At 72.2% G+C, this 14,843-nt stretch carries 19 protein-coding genes; 8 read left to right on the top strand and 11 right to left on the bottom strand.

Annotated features, from left to right (window positions below; translation table 11 throughout):
* Position 1: 1 nt before the first annotated feature.
* From AB0927_RS01735 to AB0927_RS01745, 3 genes are read right to left on the bottom strand one after another with little or no spacing between them, the layout of a single operon-like run.
* Complete coding sequence (locus AB0927_RS01735) at positions 2-1,366, bottom strand: FtsX-like permease family protein (protein ID WP_366665456.1); 1,365 nt, start codon at positions 1,364-1,366, stop codon at positions 2-4.
* Complete coding sequence (locus AB0927_RS01740) at positions 1,363-2,061, bottom strand: ABC transporter ATP-binding protein (RefSeq protein WP_366665457.1); 699 nt, start codon at positions 2,059-2,061, stop codon at positions 1,363-1,365. Before AB0927_RS01740 ends, AB0927_RS01735 begins: the two co-directional genes overlap by 4 nt.
* Before the next feature lie 17 nt (positions 2,062-2,078).
* A complete protein-coding gene (locus AB0927_RS01745) occupies positions 2,079-2,612 on the bottom strand; it encodes a PadR family transcriptional regulator (RefSeq protein WP_366665458.1) in 534 nt (177 codons plus the stop codon).
* Between the two features lie 147 nt (positions 2,613-2,759).
* Between AB0927_RS01745 and AB0927_RS01750 the strand changes: the two genes are divergently transcribed.
* Positions 2,760-3,047, top strand: a complete 288-nt coding sequence (locus tag AB0927_RS01750) for a hypothetical protein (protein ID WP_366665459.1) — start codon at positions 2,760-2,762, stop codon at positions 3,045-3,047.
* A gap of 54 nt (positions 3,048-3,101) precedes the next feature.
* Here the strand turns inward: AB0927_RS01750 and AB0927_RS01755 are convergent, their stop codons facing one another.
* The 4 genes from AB0927_RS01755 to amcB all read right to left on the bottom strand — a co-directional run bounded on the left by AB0927_RS01755 (position 3,102) and on the right by amcB (position 5,966).
* Positions 3,102-3,833 (bottom strand): hypothetical protein, encoded by a 732-nt coding sequence (locus AB0927_RS01755; protein WP_366665460.1) that lies wholly within the window; start codon positions 3,831-3,833, stop codon positions 3,102-3,104.
* A gap of 27 nt (positions 3,834-3,860) precedes the next feature.
* Entirely contained in the window at positions 3,861-4,547 is a 687-nt protein-coding gene (locus AB0927_RS01760; RefSeq protein ID WP_366665461.1) for a pentapeptide repeat-containing protein, read from the bottom strand.
* A 76-nt stretch (positions 4,548-4,623) separates the two neighbouring features.
* Complete coding sequence (gene amcA / locus AB0927_RS01765; protein ID WP_366665462.1) at positions 4,624-4,815, bottom strand: multiple cyclophane-containing RiPP AmcA; 192 nt, start codon at positions 4,813-4,815, stop codon at positions 4,624-4,626.
* The gene (gene amcB / locus AB0927_RS01770) at positions 4,812-5,966 is read right to left on the bottom strand and encodes a cyclophane-forming radical SAM peptide maturase AmcB (RefSeq protein ID WP_366665463.1); all 1,155 of its coding nucleotides are present in this window, start codon (positions 5,964-5,966) and stop codon (positions 4,812-4,814) included. The genes amcA and amcB overlap by 4 nt, the downstream gene beginning before the upstream one ends.
* Positions 5,967-6,180: 214 nt before the next feature.
* Here amcB and AB0927_RS01775 point away from each other — a divergent pair, with 214 nt between their 5' ends.
* Positions 6,181-6,702 (top strand): NUDIX domain-containing protein, encoded by a 522-nt coding sequence (locus AB0927_RS01775; protein ID WP_366665464.1) that lies wholly within the window; start codon positions 6,181-6,183, stop codon positions 6,700-6,702.
* On the opposite strand, the gene AB0927_RS01780 is transcribed toward AB0927_RS01775, so the two are convergent.
* Together AB0927_RS01780 and AB0927_RS01785 are read right to left on the bottom strand one after the other, a co-directional pair.
* Positions 6,669-8,021, bottom strand: coding sequence for a hypothetical protein (locus AB0927_RS01780; protein WP_366665465.1), 1,353 nt, complete (start codon positions 8,019-8,021; stop codon positions 6,669-6,671). The two genes, AB0927_RS01775 and AB0927_RS01780, sit on opposite strands and share 34 nt — an antisense overlap.
* Positions 8,022-8,133: 112 nt before the next feature.
* Complete coding sequence (locus tag AB0927_RS01785; RefSeq protein ID WP_366665466.1) at positions 8,134-8,679, bottom strand: ATP-binding protein; 546 nt, start codon at positions 8,677-8,679, stop codon at positions 8,134-8,136.
* 179 nt (positions 8,680-8,858) lie between these two features.
* On the opposite strand from AB0927_RS01785, the gene AB0927_RS01790 reads away from it, so the two are divergent.
* The 5 genes from AB0927_RS01790 (at position 8,859) to AB0927_RS01810 (ending at position 12,729) form a co-directional block, all read left to right on the top strand.
* Positions 8,859-9,701 carry a helix-turn-helix transcriptional regulator gene (locus tag AB0927_RS01790; RefSeq protein ID WP_366665538.1) on the top strand — a complete coding sequence of 281 codons (843 nt, stop codon included), beginning with the start codon at positions 8,859-8,861 and terminating at the stop codon, positions 9,699-9,701.
* Between the two features lie 3 nt (positions 9,702-9,704).
* Entirely contained in the window at positions 9,705-9,878 is a 174-nt protein-coding gene (locus AB0927_RS01795; RefSeq protein WP_366665467.1) for a DUF397 domain-containing protein, read from the top strand.
* Between the two features lie 171 nt (positions 9,879-10,049).
* Entirely contained in the window at positions 10,050-10,238 is a 189-nt protein-coding gene (locus tag AB0927_RS01800; RefSeq protein ID WP_366665539.1) for a hypothetical protein, read from the top strand.
* Complete coding sequence (malQ, locus tag AB0927_RS01805; protein ID WP_366665468.1) at positions 10,239-12,389, top strand: 4-alpha-glucanotransferase; 2,151 nt, start codon at positions 10,239-10,241, stop codon at positions 12,387-12,389.
* Positions 12,390-12,447: 58 nt separating this feature from the next.
* On the top strand, positions 12,448-12,729 hold the full coding sequence (locus tag AB0927_RS01810) for a hypothetical protein (protein ID WP_366665469.1): 282 nt from the start codon (positions 12,448-12,450) through the stop codon (positions 12,727-12,729).
* A gap of 101 nt (positions 12,730-12,830) precedes the next feature.
* Here AB0927_RS01810 and AB0927_RS01815 read toward each other — a convergent pair whose 3' ends face one another.
* Positions 12,831-13,196, bottom strand: a complete 366-nt coding sequence (locus tag AB0927_RS01815) for a cytidine deaminase (RefSeq protein WP_366665541.1) — start codon at positions 13,194-13,196, stop codon at positions 12,831-12,833.
* Positions 13,197-13,457: 261 nt separating this feature from the next.
* On the opposite strand from AB0927_RS01815, the gene AB0927_RS01820 reads away from it, so the two are divergent.
* The gene (locus AB0927_RS01820) at positions 13,458-14,378 is read left to right on the top strand and encodes a methyltransferase domain-containing protein (protein WP_366665470.1); all 921 of its coding nucleotides are present in this window, start codon (positions 13,458-13,460) and stop codon (positions 14,376-14,378) included.
* Here the strand turns inward: AB0927_RS01820 and AB0927_RS01825 are convergent.
* Positions 14,299-14,778, bottom strand: a complete 480-nt coding sequence (locus AB0927_RS01825) for a DUF1203 domain-containing protein (protein ID WP_366665471.1) — start codon at positions 14,776-14,778, stop codon at positions 14,299-14,301. The genes AB0927_RS01820 and AB0927_RS01825 overlap by 80 nt on opposite strands.
* Between the last annotated feature and the right edge of the window lie 65 nt (positions 14,779-14,843).

The following is a 14,843-nucleotide window of genomic DNA, read 5'->3' on the forward strand; positions in this document are numbered from 1 at the left end:
CTCAGGCGTACCGCAGCCCCCCCGGATCCACCGAGCGGCGCAGCAGCGGGAGCGCGGTGGCCGCCGACGCCAGGCAGCAGGCGTAGACGAGGACCGGCACCAGCAGGGCGGGATACGGGACCGTGACGGCGCCGCCGGTCAGCGTGGCGTACCAGGTGCCGATCGCCATGCCTCCGGCGCCCGCCAGGACGAGCGCGGGCAGCAGCGGCAGGGCGGTCTCCAGGAGCAGGGCCCGGCCGAGCACCGGCCGCGGCACCCCGGCGGCGGTCTGCGCGGCCAGCCCCCGGCGCCGGTTCGCCAGGGACTCGGCGGTGCCCACGGCGAGGCCGCACAGGGTGATCCCGAGGGCGACGAGGATCGCGGCGCCCGTCAGGTCGATGCCCGTGGTGTAGAAGGACATCGGCATGCCGAGCCGCTGGTCCTGGCGCATCCGGTGCAGGTCGGCGAGGAGCGCCTGCCGTACGCCCACGAAGCCGGTGCCGACCACCGTGACCAGCAGGACCGCCGCGTGGCCGCGGGCCGCGGCCCACGGGTCGTCGCGCAGCCGTTCCGCCGCGATCAGCGCCGCCGCGGACCGGGCCCGCCGCGCCACCAGCCGCCCGGCCAGCCGTGCCGTGCCCCCGGCCAGCCACACCGCCCCCGCGCCGACCCCGGCGACCAGCGCGAACACGGTCAGCGGCAGCCATCCGCGCGCACCGCCGAAGACGGCGGGCGCCGACAGGACGACGATCAGCAGGCCGCCGGTGAACAGCAGACCGGGACCCCGCCCGCCGCGCGGCCGTACCCGGCGCACCCAGCCGAGCGGCGAGGCCACCAGCCGGCGCAGCGCCGCGACGGCCACCGCCGTGCCCAGCACCGGCACCGCGAGGGCGACCAGCGCGAGGCCCGCCCAGGCCGCCGGTGCCGGGCCGCTCCACAGCCGCGGCAGGACCGCGACGGCCGCGATGGTGGTCAGCAGGGAGCCCAGCAGACAGGCCGGACCGGTCTCCAGCGCGGCGATCCGGCGCACCTGGGCCGGGGTCGCGCCGGCCAGCCGCAGCCCGGCCAGCCGCCGGTCGCGGTGCACGGCGCCGATCCGGGCGCACTGCCCGAGGAAGCCCAGCACCGGCACCAGCAGCAGGAGCAGGGCCGCGACGACTCCCGCGCGCTCGCCCGGCTGGTCCAGCAGACCGCCGCCGACGGACACCTGGTACTGCCCCCGCAGGGTGCCCAGTACCGCCGCGGCCTGGGCGAAGCCGGTGGCCAGCGCGGCCCCGGCCGCGGTCAGCCCGGCCCGCCACCACTCCCGCCGGTCCGCGCCCCGGCCGAGCCGCCAGGCCAGCCGTGCCTCGGTCCACACCGCGCCGCCCGGCGTCCGGCGCGTCACGCGGCCACCTCCGCCGGGAGCACCAGACCGTCGCTGAGCCGCACCTCGCGGTCCGCGTACGCCGCGATCTGCGCGTCGTGCGTGATCAGCAGGACCGCCGTGCCCGCCTCGCGGGCCGTGCGCACCAGCGCCGTCATCACCTGCTCGCCCGCCAGCGAGTCCAGGGCCCCCGTCGGCTCGTCCGCGAAGACCACCTTCGGGCCGGTCACCAGCGCCCGCGCCAGCGCCACCCGCTGGGCCTGCCCGCCGCTGAGCTGACCCGGCCGCAGCCCCTCCTGGTCCCGCACCCCGAACCGCTCCAGCCACTCGCCCGCCCGGCCGCGGGCCTCGGCGCGGGAGGCCCCGGCCAGCAGCAGTGGCAGCCCCACGTTGTCCACGGCCGTCAGCTCCGGGATCAGCTGCCCGAACTGGAAGACCACCCCGAAGTCGGTGCGGCGCAGTTCGGTCAGCCGCCGCTCCGGCAGCAGGTCGAGCCGCTGCCCGCCGTAGGTCACCGCGCCCTCGTCCGGTCGTACGAGCCCCGCCAGCAGGTGCAGCAGCGTGGACTTCCCGCTGCCGCTGGCCCCCGTCACGGCGAGGATCTCGCCCGCGTCCAGCGTGACCGAGGCGCCGCGCAGCGCGGGCGTCCTGCCGTGCGTCTTGGCCAGGTCCCGGCCCGCCAGCAGCGGCGCCGGGCCGTCTTCCGTGCCCCTCATCGTGTCCCCCCTGTGGTTCATGCCGTGTCGACCTCCGAGGTCAAAGTGGTCAGCCGGGCCGCCGTGGTGTTCATCCAGCGGAGGTCGGCGTCGAGGTGGTTCAGGGCGTAGTCCGCCGAGAGCACGGTCGCCAGGTCGGCGCCCGGGTTCGTCTTCACCGCCGTCAGCTCCCGCATCCGTGCCTTGTGCGCGGCCTGCTGGGCGCGCAGATAGGCGGCCGGATCGCCGCCGGCCAGGATGGAGACGACGACCTTGGCGAAGATCTCGTTCGCCACGAAGGGCGCGGGCGGGGCGATCTCGGCGGCCCACCGGGCCAGTTCCCGCGCGCCGGCGGCCGTCGACCGGTACAGCGTGCGTTCCGGACCGCCGTCCGCGGCCGTCCCCTCGATCTCCGCGAGACCGTCCCTGACCAGGCGTTGCAACGTTGTGTACACCTGCCCGTAGGCCAGTGGGCGGGCCTGCGGGAAGCGTTCGTCGTGGCGGCGCTTGAGGTCGTAGCCGTGGCTCGGCCCCGCCTCCAGCAGGCCCAGGAGGATGTGCCGGGTGCTCATGGCGATCAGTATGCACGAGATACATGTACTGAGTGAATAGTGAGTGGGAGCGTGTTCGCGGGGTAGGGCTGCGATAACCCTCGAAGGCCCGGTCGCCGCGATCCGCGGTCCGGGCCTCAGGCCGCCGTACAGGACAAGGAGGCCCCCGTGGCCGCACCGGCCCGCACCCCCATCCCCGCCCAGTGGACACACGGCCGGGCGAAACCCGAGCGCAAACCCCTCGCGGAGCCGTCCGCCGAGACCATCGAGTCGATCGAATCGACCGAGACCGGCGAGATCAGGCTGTACGCGTTCAACGCGGAGGCCGCCGCCACCACCGCGCCGCTCACCAGCGAACCCCCGCTGCCCGCCGCCGAGCCCCTGACCAGCGAGCCCCCGCTCGCCGACACCAGCTCCCTGACCAGCGAGTCGGACGCCTACGCGGCGGGGTCGTAGATGACCGGGGCGCCCGCGGACGAGCTGTCCCGGCTCGCCGGGCTGCACGTGTCGTCATGCCACGGTCGGTGATCGTCCGAGCCAGAAGGCGGCGACGGACGGCCGGTCGACTCCGGCGGTGGAGCCGTCGTGGGGCAGGAACTCGGTCGGGGCGATGTACCCGTCACCCGGGTCGAGGCGGATGCGCAGGCAGCGCAGAGAGTGTCCTGCGGCGACGTACCGTCGTATGTCCTCGGTGTGGGGATAGTGCCGCTCCAGGGCGGCGTCCGAGTGGAGTGCCCGGCAGATCTCCTGGACGTCGTGGTCGCCGACGAGGAGGTATCGCGGGCCTGGGCCGAGGTTGAGGCAGAGCCGTCGGCGGCCCTGGTGACGTGTGGCATACGGAAGCCGGTCGAAATTGTCGACGTGCAAGCCGATGCGGCGGCCGGTGGCGAGGTCCTCGGTCGTGGTGGGCCGATTTCCCGGGCCGACCGCACAGCCCAGGAGTGTGGCGGGCCAGCGGCCATTGAGCGGATCGAGAAGTACGGCGGTTTCGAGGCGACACGCCAGGTCGTTCGGTTCGAGGTCGGGCAGCGGCTGGTGTACGAGCTCGATCAGGACGCTGTCCGGTGCCGTAGCGTCCGCGCGAAGCTGCTCGGCTTCGTCGGCGGTGACGGGTGTCCAGTCGTCGCCGGGGACGAGGGCGCCGTCGTCATACCCGGGCTTGCCTCGGGTCAGCCAGACCGGTGCGATGGCGCACCGGCCGCGCATGTCGTCGAGCGTCCGGAAGCGGAGTCGTGGACCCATGGCCAGCCTCCCAAGGGCGGTGACGGGCTATTCGCCGTCGAGTTCTTCGCCGTAGGTGATGTCCAGCTCTGCGGAGAGCGCTTCGGCCAGTTGCAGCGTCTGGCCGCGGTCGATGATCACCTGCTTGAGTGAAGCCAGGCCGCGGAGCTGGGAGAGGTCGTTGCCCCGCAGATCCAGTCCGCGGTACTTGCCGCCGCTGAACTCGGTCAGCCGCAGATCACAGTCGTCGAACACTGCTGTGCTCAGGTCTGCCGCGTCGATCGCGGCCTCACGCAGCGAGCACCGGGAGAAGATCACCGGCCCGACGGCCCGGACGCGAGTGAGGGTGCTGTAGTCGAGCTTGCAGTTGTCGAACAGGACATCGCCGAGAGTGACGTCCTCCAGCATGGCGCCCATCAGCTTGCAGTCACGGAAGACGGTGCGAGTGACCCTGGAGCCGGACCAGTGCAGGGAGGCCAGGTCGCAGCCGGTGAACTCGACCGAGTCGATACGTAGCTCCTCCAGCCGGGTGCGCTGGGTCCTGAGCCCGGTCACTCGTCCGCTGACGAGGTGTGTGTCGGCCAGTTCCAGGGCGCGCAGATCGATGTCGCCGTAGTGGAAGTCCGTGACCCTGCCGCGTCCGCCTTCGAGAGAGGTCACGTTGGACAGGTACAGGCCGGGCTCGTCGAGAGAGGGCAGGGTCACGCTCGTACGGCGGATCGTGCGGTTTCCCATCGAGATGCCTTCCAGCGAGGTGGGCCTGTACGACGCCCGTGGCGCGCCTTCGCGCGGGCGCGCCCCGAGCGGTAGGTCACTTGGTCTTGTTCCAGTTGTCCCACGTGGGTCGGTTGTCGAAGGGCGCGGGGCTCTTCTGCCAGTTGTCCCATGTGGGCCGGTTGTCCCACGCTGTGCCGGTGACCTCGGAGACCGGGGCGACATGGGCAGAGATCAAGTCCACCACGATGGGTGCGTCGGAGGTGGTCAATCCGTCGAGAAGCGTCATGCTGCTTTCTCCTTGGCGGCAAGGGTGGACAGGGCCGTGATCAGGGCCTGTCGGGAAACCCGGCAGTAGTTGGTCTCGGTGGACCGCAGGCTGCCGTTCTCGAAGTAACGGTTGGCGGCCTGCGCACCCCGGCAGAAGTCGAAGAACGCGCACTCCGCCTGGCAGCGGTCCAGACCGCTGAGGAAGTCGCGGACGTATCTGACCCGGTGAGCGGCGCTCATGATCTCGGACAGGGACATCTGGAGGACGTTGCCGACGCGGAAGTCGTCGTAGCCGGAGTCGGTGGTGTCCGCGAACTCGGGGGAGAGGAGTACCACGTCCCCGGTTACGGAGACGGTGGGGATCGGATCGAGACGCCGCTCGTCCCATGCGGTGCGCTGTCCGGTGCGGATCAGGTGTAGATATTCGGCGAGGCGTTCGAGTTCTCGGACGCGCAGGCGGCCGCCATGGGAGCGGCTCCAGGTGAGGGTGCGGCGCCAGAATTCCTCGGCCTGTTCGGGCGTGGGCGCCGCTCGGCCGGTGTTGACGCCTTCGATCTCCTCGATGTTGACGCCCGCCGAGCGACAGCCCAGCTCGGCCAGGAATTGCAGGAGCTCTTCGGGCCTGGTGATGGACTCGGCCGTGACGACCGAGATCGCGGAAAACGGGATGCCGTGCTCGCGCAGGCATCGGATGCCACGGAGGATCCGGTCGAAGGCGGGCTTGCCATGCAGGTCGAGCCGGTCGCTGTTCATGCGGGCGAGGCCGTCGATGCTCACGCCCACACGGATGTCGTACGCGGTCAGCAGCTCGCACCAGGTGTCGGTGATCAGGGTGGCGTTGGTTTGTACGTAATGGTGCACGCGGCCCGCTCGGCGCAGGTCCTCGAAGGGGGCGAGCAGCGCCGCGAACGTGTGCGTGCCGATCGAGAGGGGCTCCCCGCCATGCCAGACGATCCCGATGGGCGGGCTGTCGTCAGCCGTGAGTCCGGCGACCGACGTCGCCAGGGCGGCGGCGACGTCCGGGCGCATCTGGTGCTTGCGCTTGCGGAAGGGCAGGTAGCAGTAGCGGCAGTCGAGGTTGCACCAGGTCGTGGGCTGGACAACCACGGTCTGCGGGGCCGTGAACCATCGGTCGTAGCGGGCGCGTCGACCGGGACTGCGGGTACGCATCGCGGTCCTTTCCCTAGCCGAACAGGACTCTGCCCGCCGTGGCCGTCCTGGCAGCGGCGGGCATGCGCCAACTCTCCGTCCTGTTACGACGTGCACCCGATGACACTGCGATGTCACCGGTGATGACGTGTCATCCGCAGTGGGCTGACGTTCACCCAAGTCCTGGTTTTCACTGATCAGTTAGAGAGCCGGAGAGTGGGCTATCGTGGCGAGCGTGCCTCGCTCGATTCTGATCCATGACGGCTGGACCGCCCGTGACGTCGGCCTGGTGTACATCTGCTCGGGCTATCTCGTCGAGCGCGGCAAAGTTCTCCTTGTGCACCACAACCGCTTCGACAAGTGGGTTCCTCCCGGCGGGCACATCGAGCCAGGTGAGTCGTTCGCCGGCACCGCCGTACGGGAGTTCAAAGAGGAGACCGGTCTACTGGTGGAGGCGATCTCCAGCCAGCCCGTCATCCATCCTGCCGACGACAACGCCACCCCTGAGCCGGTGCCGTTCTACACGGACATCGAGCGAGAGGGGTTTGCCACTCCGGCTCTGGTCCAGTTCTTCTACGTGTGCCGCCAGGAGGATACCGGCGAGCAGGCGGTGGAAGCGCAATTGGAGGAGGTGCACGAGGCCAGGTGGTTCGGGCTGGAGGACATCGCCACGTTGCCTACCTTCGAGCAGGTCCGCTCGCTGGCACGCTTCGCCCTGCTGAACTATCCGGTCGCTTCCGAGCGGGCCCAGGCGTAGCCGCCGGCCCCGTTCACGCTCACTGCGTACAGCAGCCGGGCCGGGACACCGCCCAGGGCGGCGGATACCGTCTGGTTGAGGCGCTGGACATATTTTGGCACCGAGGACGGCGCGACAAACAGAGCCTGGGCGATCCGCTCGGTCGACAAGCCCTCGACGGGGCCGTCGTGGACGGTCTTCGCCAAGTCGAACAACCGTTCCGATAGTGCACACGCCACCGGGGCACCGTTGGCCGGTGTGGTCAGCAAGACCGCGTGCGCGTCGGCGAGCTCCGCGTTCACGATGGGCACCGCAGCCGCGATCTCGGTGTCAGCTGCTGCGGATCCCTCGCCGAGGCCGATCCGCGCAAGACGACCGAGTGCCTCTTGGTAAGCCGAGACCGTGTAGTAGGCCGCGCGGACCGTGGCGCGCTTGCCAGAGGCGCCAGGCTCATTCCACATCGCGGCCTCGGGATCCCACAGGCCGTTCATCAGCTGCCATGCTTTGGACAGCCGGGGGTCGCGGGGATCGGCGCCGGCTCGGATGACCGCCTCGGTGCACAGCGCGTACGCCATGTGCTCCCACGCGGTGCCCTGTACGTCCTTGTCGTCCTCGACGAAGGTTTCCCAGCGGTGGTGGTTGCGCACCAACCACTGCCCGGCCTCGATGATCACCTCGGACAGCCGCTTCTTCTGTGCCGGACCGTGGACCCCTCCCGTGTCCCGGGGCATGTCCCAGTACGTGGGCTCGCCTTTCGGGCCGGTGCCGGAGGCGACCGCGGAGAGGGCGAGTAAGCACAGCGCGGTCTTGCTCGGACTCGGGTCGGTGTCCACGTAGGTGCGCCATCCCCAAGCACCGCTGGCCCGGCGGTGGTAGAGCAGACCGTGGACACCATGGTCGATCAGCGGCTCGACGCGTTCCAGCATGCTCGTCGTATCTACCTCGCTGGAGAGGGCGAAGTCCGGGCCGAGTTCGTGGAGGGTGTCCCTGAGCTGGGCAAGCCCGTGCACGGTGAGGGCGGTCTGGTGCAGCGAGGTGTCGTCGAGCCCGAGCACCTCCGGCCAGCCATGGTCGACGCGATTGTCGGCGAACCAACCGACGCACCAGGCCACGGCCTCCGCGACACCCTCTTGGTGGAAGAAGCGTGGATGTGACAGCAGGCCGGCCAGACCGAAGGCCACGAAGCGGGTGTGCTCGCCCCGGCCGCCTTTGTGACGAGGCCGGCAGTGCTCCGGAATGGCGCCGGTCAGGAAGTCGAGTGCCTGGCGCACCGGCTGTCCCGCGATGCCGGCAGCCTGTAAGACGGGAAGAACCTCGCTGGTGTTGACGATCGATGACACCGAGGTGAGCGTGAGCCCCATCCGCCGTCGTGGCCCTGGTGGTGCAGCAGAGTCCGCGCGGCTTCCCTCGCTCTGGCCTCGAACGCGGTGAACCCGGCATGCGGCCTCTTCCTCATGATTCGCCTCCCCTGTCAAATCCGGATGACCCCGGTCGGACCGTACCCAACTCGACGTGGCCGGACGCGTGTTCCTGCCGGGGTGCTGCGGTGCCGGTCGGAATCACTTCTGTCATCAGGGTGAGGCCGAGGCGCCACTGGGCCCAGACCGTCTTGCCGGCGCCGGCCCGTGGCGCCACGCCCCAGTCGTCCGTCAGGGCCTCGACCAGCAGCAGCCCCCGCCCGAACTGGTCGTCGTCGATCGCCGTGCGAAGGCTCGGGCGCCGCTCGCCGCGCGGATCGCTGACCTCGGCGCGGAGCGTGGCGGTCGTGGCGAGGAGCCGCAGCCGGATGAACCGGCCGCGCAGGCTGCCGTGCAGCAGGGCGTTGGTCATCAGCTCGCTGACGACGAGGGCGACGTCTTCCGCGAGCGCCGCGTATCCCCACTCGCCGACCAGGCGCGCGGCGCGGTGCCGGGCCAGGGCGATGCTGCGGGGGAGCGGGGTGTAGTCGAGCTGGTCCTCGTGGAGGAGGGGGGTGGGGGCGGGGGTGGCGTCGGGCATGGGGGAGCCTCCGGTGAATTCGCTGAGTGAGCGACAGGATGCCGAACGTAGCGAGATGGTTGGCTTTAGTTCAAGCGGCTTGGGGATAATTGGCTCGGTCGTGTGACGTGAGCCCCCTGGGGCGCGAGAATGCGTCCGTGAACCGATCCGCACCAACGGGTAACCGGGCGTCAACTGTCTTGGGTCGCAGGCTTGGTGGAGAGCTGCTGCGCCTACGCGATGCCGCTGGACGGACCCAACAGCAAGCCGCCGACGTACTCAACGCAACCAACTCGAAGATCGTGAAGATGGAGCGAGGCTGGGTACCTATGCGGGACGTCGACGTCCGGGCGTTGTGCGAGTTCTACGGCCTTGACGACCCCAAAGCCGTGGCACGGTTGTTGAGTCTGGCCAGGCTGGACCGTGAGCGCCGTAAGGTCAGGGGATGGTGGCAGGACTCACCCCACCCGGGCAGGATGTCCGAGTACATCGCGCTGGAGGATGCCGCCAGTCGCGTGCGAACCTGGGAACTCTCGTTGATTCCCGGCCTGTTCCAGACCTCCGAGTACGCCCGTTCGCTTGCCGTGAGCGAAGGCGCCGGGGTGTGGGAGGACCCCGACGAGATCGAGCGTCTTGTCGAGATCCGCATGCGCCGCCAGGCCCGCCTGCACGACGAGCGCCCGCTTGAGGTGTACGCCATTGTCTGGGAGGCGGCTCTGCGGCAACTGGTCGGCGGGCCCGGCACCATGCGCGCCCAGTTGGAACACCTCCTGGAGGTGGCCAAGCTGCCGAACGTGCGCCTTCAGGTTCTGCCCTTCCGCGCGGGTGGACACCCTTGCATGCCAGGGGCTTTCACGGTCGTCTCGTTCGCCGAGGCCGAGGCTGCGGACGTCGTCCACGTCGACACCATCTCGTCTACCCTGTGGGTGGAGGACGCGAGCGAAAGCACGGCGTATGCCACGTTCTTCGAGCGCACAGCACGCCTCGGCCTTGCACAGCGCGACTCGGCCCTGCTGATCGACACCATTCGCCAGGAGATGTAACCCATGCGCGAGTTCGACTTCGTCAAATCCAGCTACAGCAGCACCTCAGGCCAGTGCGTCGAAGTCGCCCGCAACGTCCCCGACGTCGTTGCCGTCCGCGACTCCAAGACCCTCGACGGCCCGATGCTCCGCCTCGCCCCCCGCACCTGGACGGACTTCACTGCCTCCTTGCGCTGAGCCGTGTTGTGAGCCGCGGCATATTGCTCCTTTCGGAACGTCTGCCGCGGCGTTCACGGGGTAGGGATTTTTCGGCGACCTCCTTGGTTTGGGTGACCTGACCCGCATGCCGGGGCGCAGGCCGCCGTACAGGACAAGGAGGCCCCCGTGGCCGCACCGGCCCGCACCCCCATCCCCGCCCAGTGGACACACGGCCGGGCGAAACCCGAGCGCAAACCCCCCGCGGAGGCCGCCGCCACCACCGCGCCGCTCACCAGCGAACCCCCGCTGCCCGCCGCCGAGCCCCTGACCAGCGAGCCCCCGCTCGCCGACACCAGCTCCCTGACCAGCGAGTCGGACGCCTACGCGGCGGGGTCGTAGATGACCGGGGCGCCCGCGGACGAGCTGTCCCGGCTCGCCGGGCTGCACGGGGTCGCCGTCTCCTACCGCCCCGCCCCGGACCGTACGGTCACCGTCCCCGCCTCCGCCGTCGTCGCCGCCCTGGGCGCCCTCGGCGTCGACGCCGCCACCCCGGAAGCGGTCCGCGCCGCGCTCACCGAGCGGGAACGCGACCTGCGCGCACGCCTGCTGCCGCCGACGCTGGTGCACTGGGCCGGCGACTCCGGGGACCCCGGCGCGCTCGCCGCCCTGCCGCCCGGCACCCGGGTGCGTATCGAGACGGAGGAGGGGCAGGAGCGGGAGGCGACGACGGCGCCCGCCGGGGCGTACGGGAACGGGGAGCGCGAGCCGGAGCCGTACCGCGCGAGCGCCCCCCTCGTCGCCGGGCTCCCCTTCGGTGTCCACCGGGTCACCGCCCTCGCACCCGACGGCCGCAGCGGACACGCCCACCTCATCGTGGCCCCCGACCGGCTGCCCGCGCCGGCCGGACGGTCCTTCGGGCTCCTCGTCCAGCTGTACTCGCTGCTCTCCCGCCGCTCCTGGGGGATGGGCGACCTCGGGGACCTCGCCGAGCTGGCCGGATGGGCCGGGCGGGTCGCGGGGGCCGGATTCGTGCAGGTCAACCCGCTGCACGCGGCGGTGCCCGGCACGCCCACGGACCCGTCGCCGTACCGGCCCTCCTCCCGGCGGTTCCCCGACCCCGTGCACCTGCGGGTCGAGGACGTCCCCGAGTACGCGTACGCCGAGGACCGCGAGCGGCTCGACGGGCTCCTGGCACGGGCCGCGCGGCTGCGGGCCGCCGTCCTCGACAAGGGCGCCCTCATCGACCGCGACGCGGTGTGGCAGGTGAAGCGCGAGGCGCTGGAGGCCCTCCTCGCCGTCCCCCTCGCCCCCGGCCGCCGGGCCGCCTACGACGCCTTCCGCGCCGCCCACGGCCAGGCCCTCGACGACCACGCCACGTACTACGCCCTCGCCGAGTCGTACGGCCCCGACTGGACCACCTGGCCGGACGGCCTGCGCGACCCCCGCTCCCAGGCGACCGCCCGCGCCCGCGCCGGGCTCGCCGACCGCGTCGCCTTCCACACCCGCCTCGCCTGGCTCACCGACGGGCAGATGCGGGCCGCGCAGCGCGCCGCGCGGGAGGCCGGGATGCCGGTCGGGATCGTGCACGACCTCGCCGTGGGCGTGCATCCCCGCGGCGCCGACGCCTGGGCCCAGCAGGACGTCTTCGCCGCCGGCATGTCCGTCGGCGCGCCCCCGGACGCCTTCAACGCCCGCGGCCAGGACTGGGGCCTGCCGCCCTGGCGCCCCGACCGCCTCGCCGCCTGCGGGTACGCCCCCTACCGCGACCTCCTGCGCGCCCTGTTCCGCTACGCAGGCGCCCTGCGCGTCGACCACGTCATGGGCCTGTTCCGGCTCTGGTGGATCCCCCAGGGCAGCCCGCCCACCGAGGGCACGTACGTCCATTACGACGCCGAGGCCATGCTCGCCGTCCTCGCCCTGGAGGCCGGGCGCGCCGGGGCCGTCGTCATCGGCGAGGACCTCGGCACCGTCGAACCCGGCGTCCGCGAGACGCTGCACCGACGCGGGGTGCTCGGCACCTCCGTGCTCTGGTTCGAACGCGACTGGACCGGCGACGGCCGCCCCCTGCCCCCCGGCCGCTGGCGCGCCGACTGCCTCGCCACCGCCACCACCCACGACCTGCCGCCCACCGCCGCCCGCCTCACCGGCGACCACGTCGACCTGCGCGACCGGCTCGGCCTGCTCACCCGCCCCGCCGCCGAGGAACGCGCCGAGGCCGTCTGTGACGCCGCCGAGTGGCTCGCCCTGCTGGGCAGCCTCGGACTGCTGGACAGCACGGCCGCCGGGCCGCCCGGCACCGACGAGGAGGCGGAGGTCCGCGCCGTGCACCGGTTCCTGCTGCGCACCCCCGCCCGGATGATCGGCGTCTGGCTCCCGGACGGCGTGGGCGACCGCCGCCCGCAGAACCTGCCGGGCACCTGCGCCGAATACCCCAACTGGCGGTTGCCGATCGCCGACCGCGAGGGCAGACCGGTGCCGCTGGAGGAACTGACGGCCGCTCCGCGCCTGCGGGCGCTCCTGGAGGTGTTCGCCCGGCTCGGGGACGGCTGACCGCCCGCTACGGGACCCCGGACGCGCGGCCTTCCGGGTGATTCGCTAACTTGAGACCGTGGACAAGAAGAACGCCCTGCGCGCCGGCACGCTGGCCGCCGGTACGACGCTGATGATGCTGCTCATGTCGTCCCCCGCGCTCGCGCTGATCCGCGACGACGGCGACGACCCCGGCCCGGGCCTCAGCGTCGTCCAGACGCTGGGTCTCTACGTGCTGATCCCGCTCGCCCTGTTCCTGGTCATCGCCGGCCTGGTGATGGCGACGGACAAGTCCCGCGGCAAGCGGAAGACCACCTCGTCCAACATCAACGTCAAGCCCGACGCCCAGGCCAAGGCCTGATCGCCGGAACGTCGGTTCCTACGCCGGGGGCGCCAGTCCTCCCGTCGGTACGCGTGTCACGCCTGCCCGGGTGAGGTCGGCGCCCCCGGCGTTTTCCGCCGCTACCTCGGCGCCGACCGGCTGAAGGCCCCGGGCAGCAGCTCGGCGATGGGCAGCCGCTCCAGCCGCCCGGCCGGCTGGACCAGGACCTCGATCCCCGGGAAGTAGTCGATCAGGACCTGCCGGCACCGCCCGCAGGGCGGGACCACCGACATGTCGCGCGAGCTGACCGCGACCATCGCCGTCAGCTCGTACACCCCCTGCCCCGCGGCGGCACCGATCACGACCAGCTCGGCGCACGGCCCCCCGGTGAAGTGATAGACGTTCACGGCCGTGACGATCCTGCCGTCACCGGCGCGCGCGGCCGCCGCCACGGTGTGGACGTCGGGCCGCGCGTACTCCTCGGCGACCCGGCGGGCGGCCGCCACGAGCGCGAGATCGTCATCAGTGGTGTTCACGCCGAGTGAGTCTCTCCCACCGAGCGGCTCACCGCACCTTCTTTCGCCGCACCTTCTTTCGCCACGCCTCTAGACTCCCGGCGTGGCATTCATGAGCACCCCGCACCACTGCTTCCTCTGACCGGAGGGCGCCGAGGGCGATGCCGGACGGCGTCGCCCTCCTCGGTGTGCCCTGCGGTGTGAACCGCGGGCGCCGTCCCCTTCCCGTCGGTTCGCCAGGAGTGCCTGCCCATGTCCGCGTCGTGCCCGCCCGCCCTCGCACCCTTCCTCGACCTGTTGCGCTGCCCCACGTGCCGCGCGCCCCGCCTCCGCCCCGCCCGCGGCGCCCTGCGCTGTTCGGCGGGGCACGCCTTCGACCTCGCCCGGCACGGCTACGCCGGCCTCCTCACCGGCGCCCGCGCCACCAGCGGCGACGACGCGCCCATGGTCCGCGCCAGGGAACGGTTCCTGGCCACCGGCGGGTACGAGCCCCTGCGCCGGACGGTGGCCCGGCTGGCCGCCACCGGTCAGCGGGCATCCCGCGTCAGGGCCGTGGACGCGGGATGCGGCACGGGGTACTACCTCGCCGGTGTCCTCGACCGGCTGCCCGGCGCCCGCGGCCTCGGCCTGGACTCCTCCGCGCGCGCCCTGCGCGCGGCGGCGCGGGCCCACGACCGGGCCGCCGCGGTGAGCTGGGACGTCTTCCGCCCGCTCCCGCTGACCGACGGCGCGGCCGATGTCGTGCTCGACGTGTTCGCCCCGCGCAATCCGGCCGAGTTCCACCGCGTGCTGCGTCCGGGCGGCCGGCTGGTCGTCGTGCGGCCCACCCCGCGGCACCTCGCCGAACTGCGCGACCGGCTGCCCGGAATGGTCGCCGTCGACCCGGACAAGGAGCGGCGACTGCACCAGGCGCTGCACCCCTTCTTCGAGGCCACCGGCACCGAACGGGTCGAGTACGGGCTGACCCTCGACGCGGCACAGGCCCTCGACCTGATGGCGATGACCCCGAGCGCGCGCCACCGGGAGCCGGCCGGGTCCGCCGGGCGGGTCACCGTCTCCGCCCTGGCCACCGTCTACCGGCGCCGCCGGCCGGTCAGCCCCGGCGTACCTCGTACAGGAAGCACCCGTACTCCACCGCCCGCACATGGACCGACGCCACCTCCGGGTCGCTGAACGCCGTCGTGAGGGCCGCCGGGAAGTCGTCGGTCACCAGTCGGCCGCCGAGGATGTGTCCCTGGGCCGAGTAGCGGCGCAGGACGCGGTGGGTGTTGGTGAAGGGGAGGGCCGGGGCGGACCAGCCGGGGCAGTCGTCCGCGTGGACGAAGACCGGGCCCTGTTCGTCGTAGGGGCCGGGGCGCGCGCCGGTCTCGGCCGCCCAGCGGCGCAGCGGCGCGTACGTCACCAGCGCTATCTGCTCCCCTGGTTCGCTGCGGCGCAGGCAGCAGCGCAGTGGGGCGCCGCCCTCCGGGTCGGTGTACGGCGCGGTGGGGTGGCCCGCGTCGTCCGTCAGCCGAAGGGCGTGCAGGGTCTCGGTGGGGAGGGGGCAGACGGTGTAGGCCGTTGTCGTCGTCATGGGTCCAGGCTCCGGCCTCCGTGCCGGCGGCACCGGCGGGATGCGGACATCGCGTTCCCGCCGGA

The organism is Streptomyces sp. NPDC048106, from assembly GCF_040706415.1.
GTDB lineage: Bacteria > Actinomycetota > Actinomycetes > Streptomycetales > Streptomycetaceae > Streptomyces.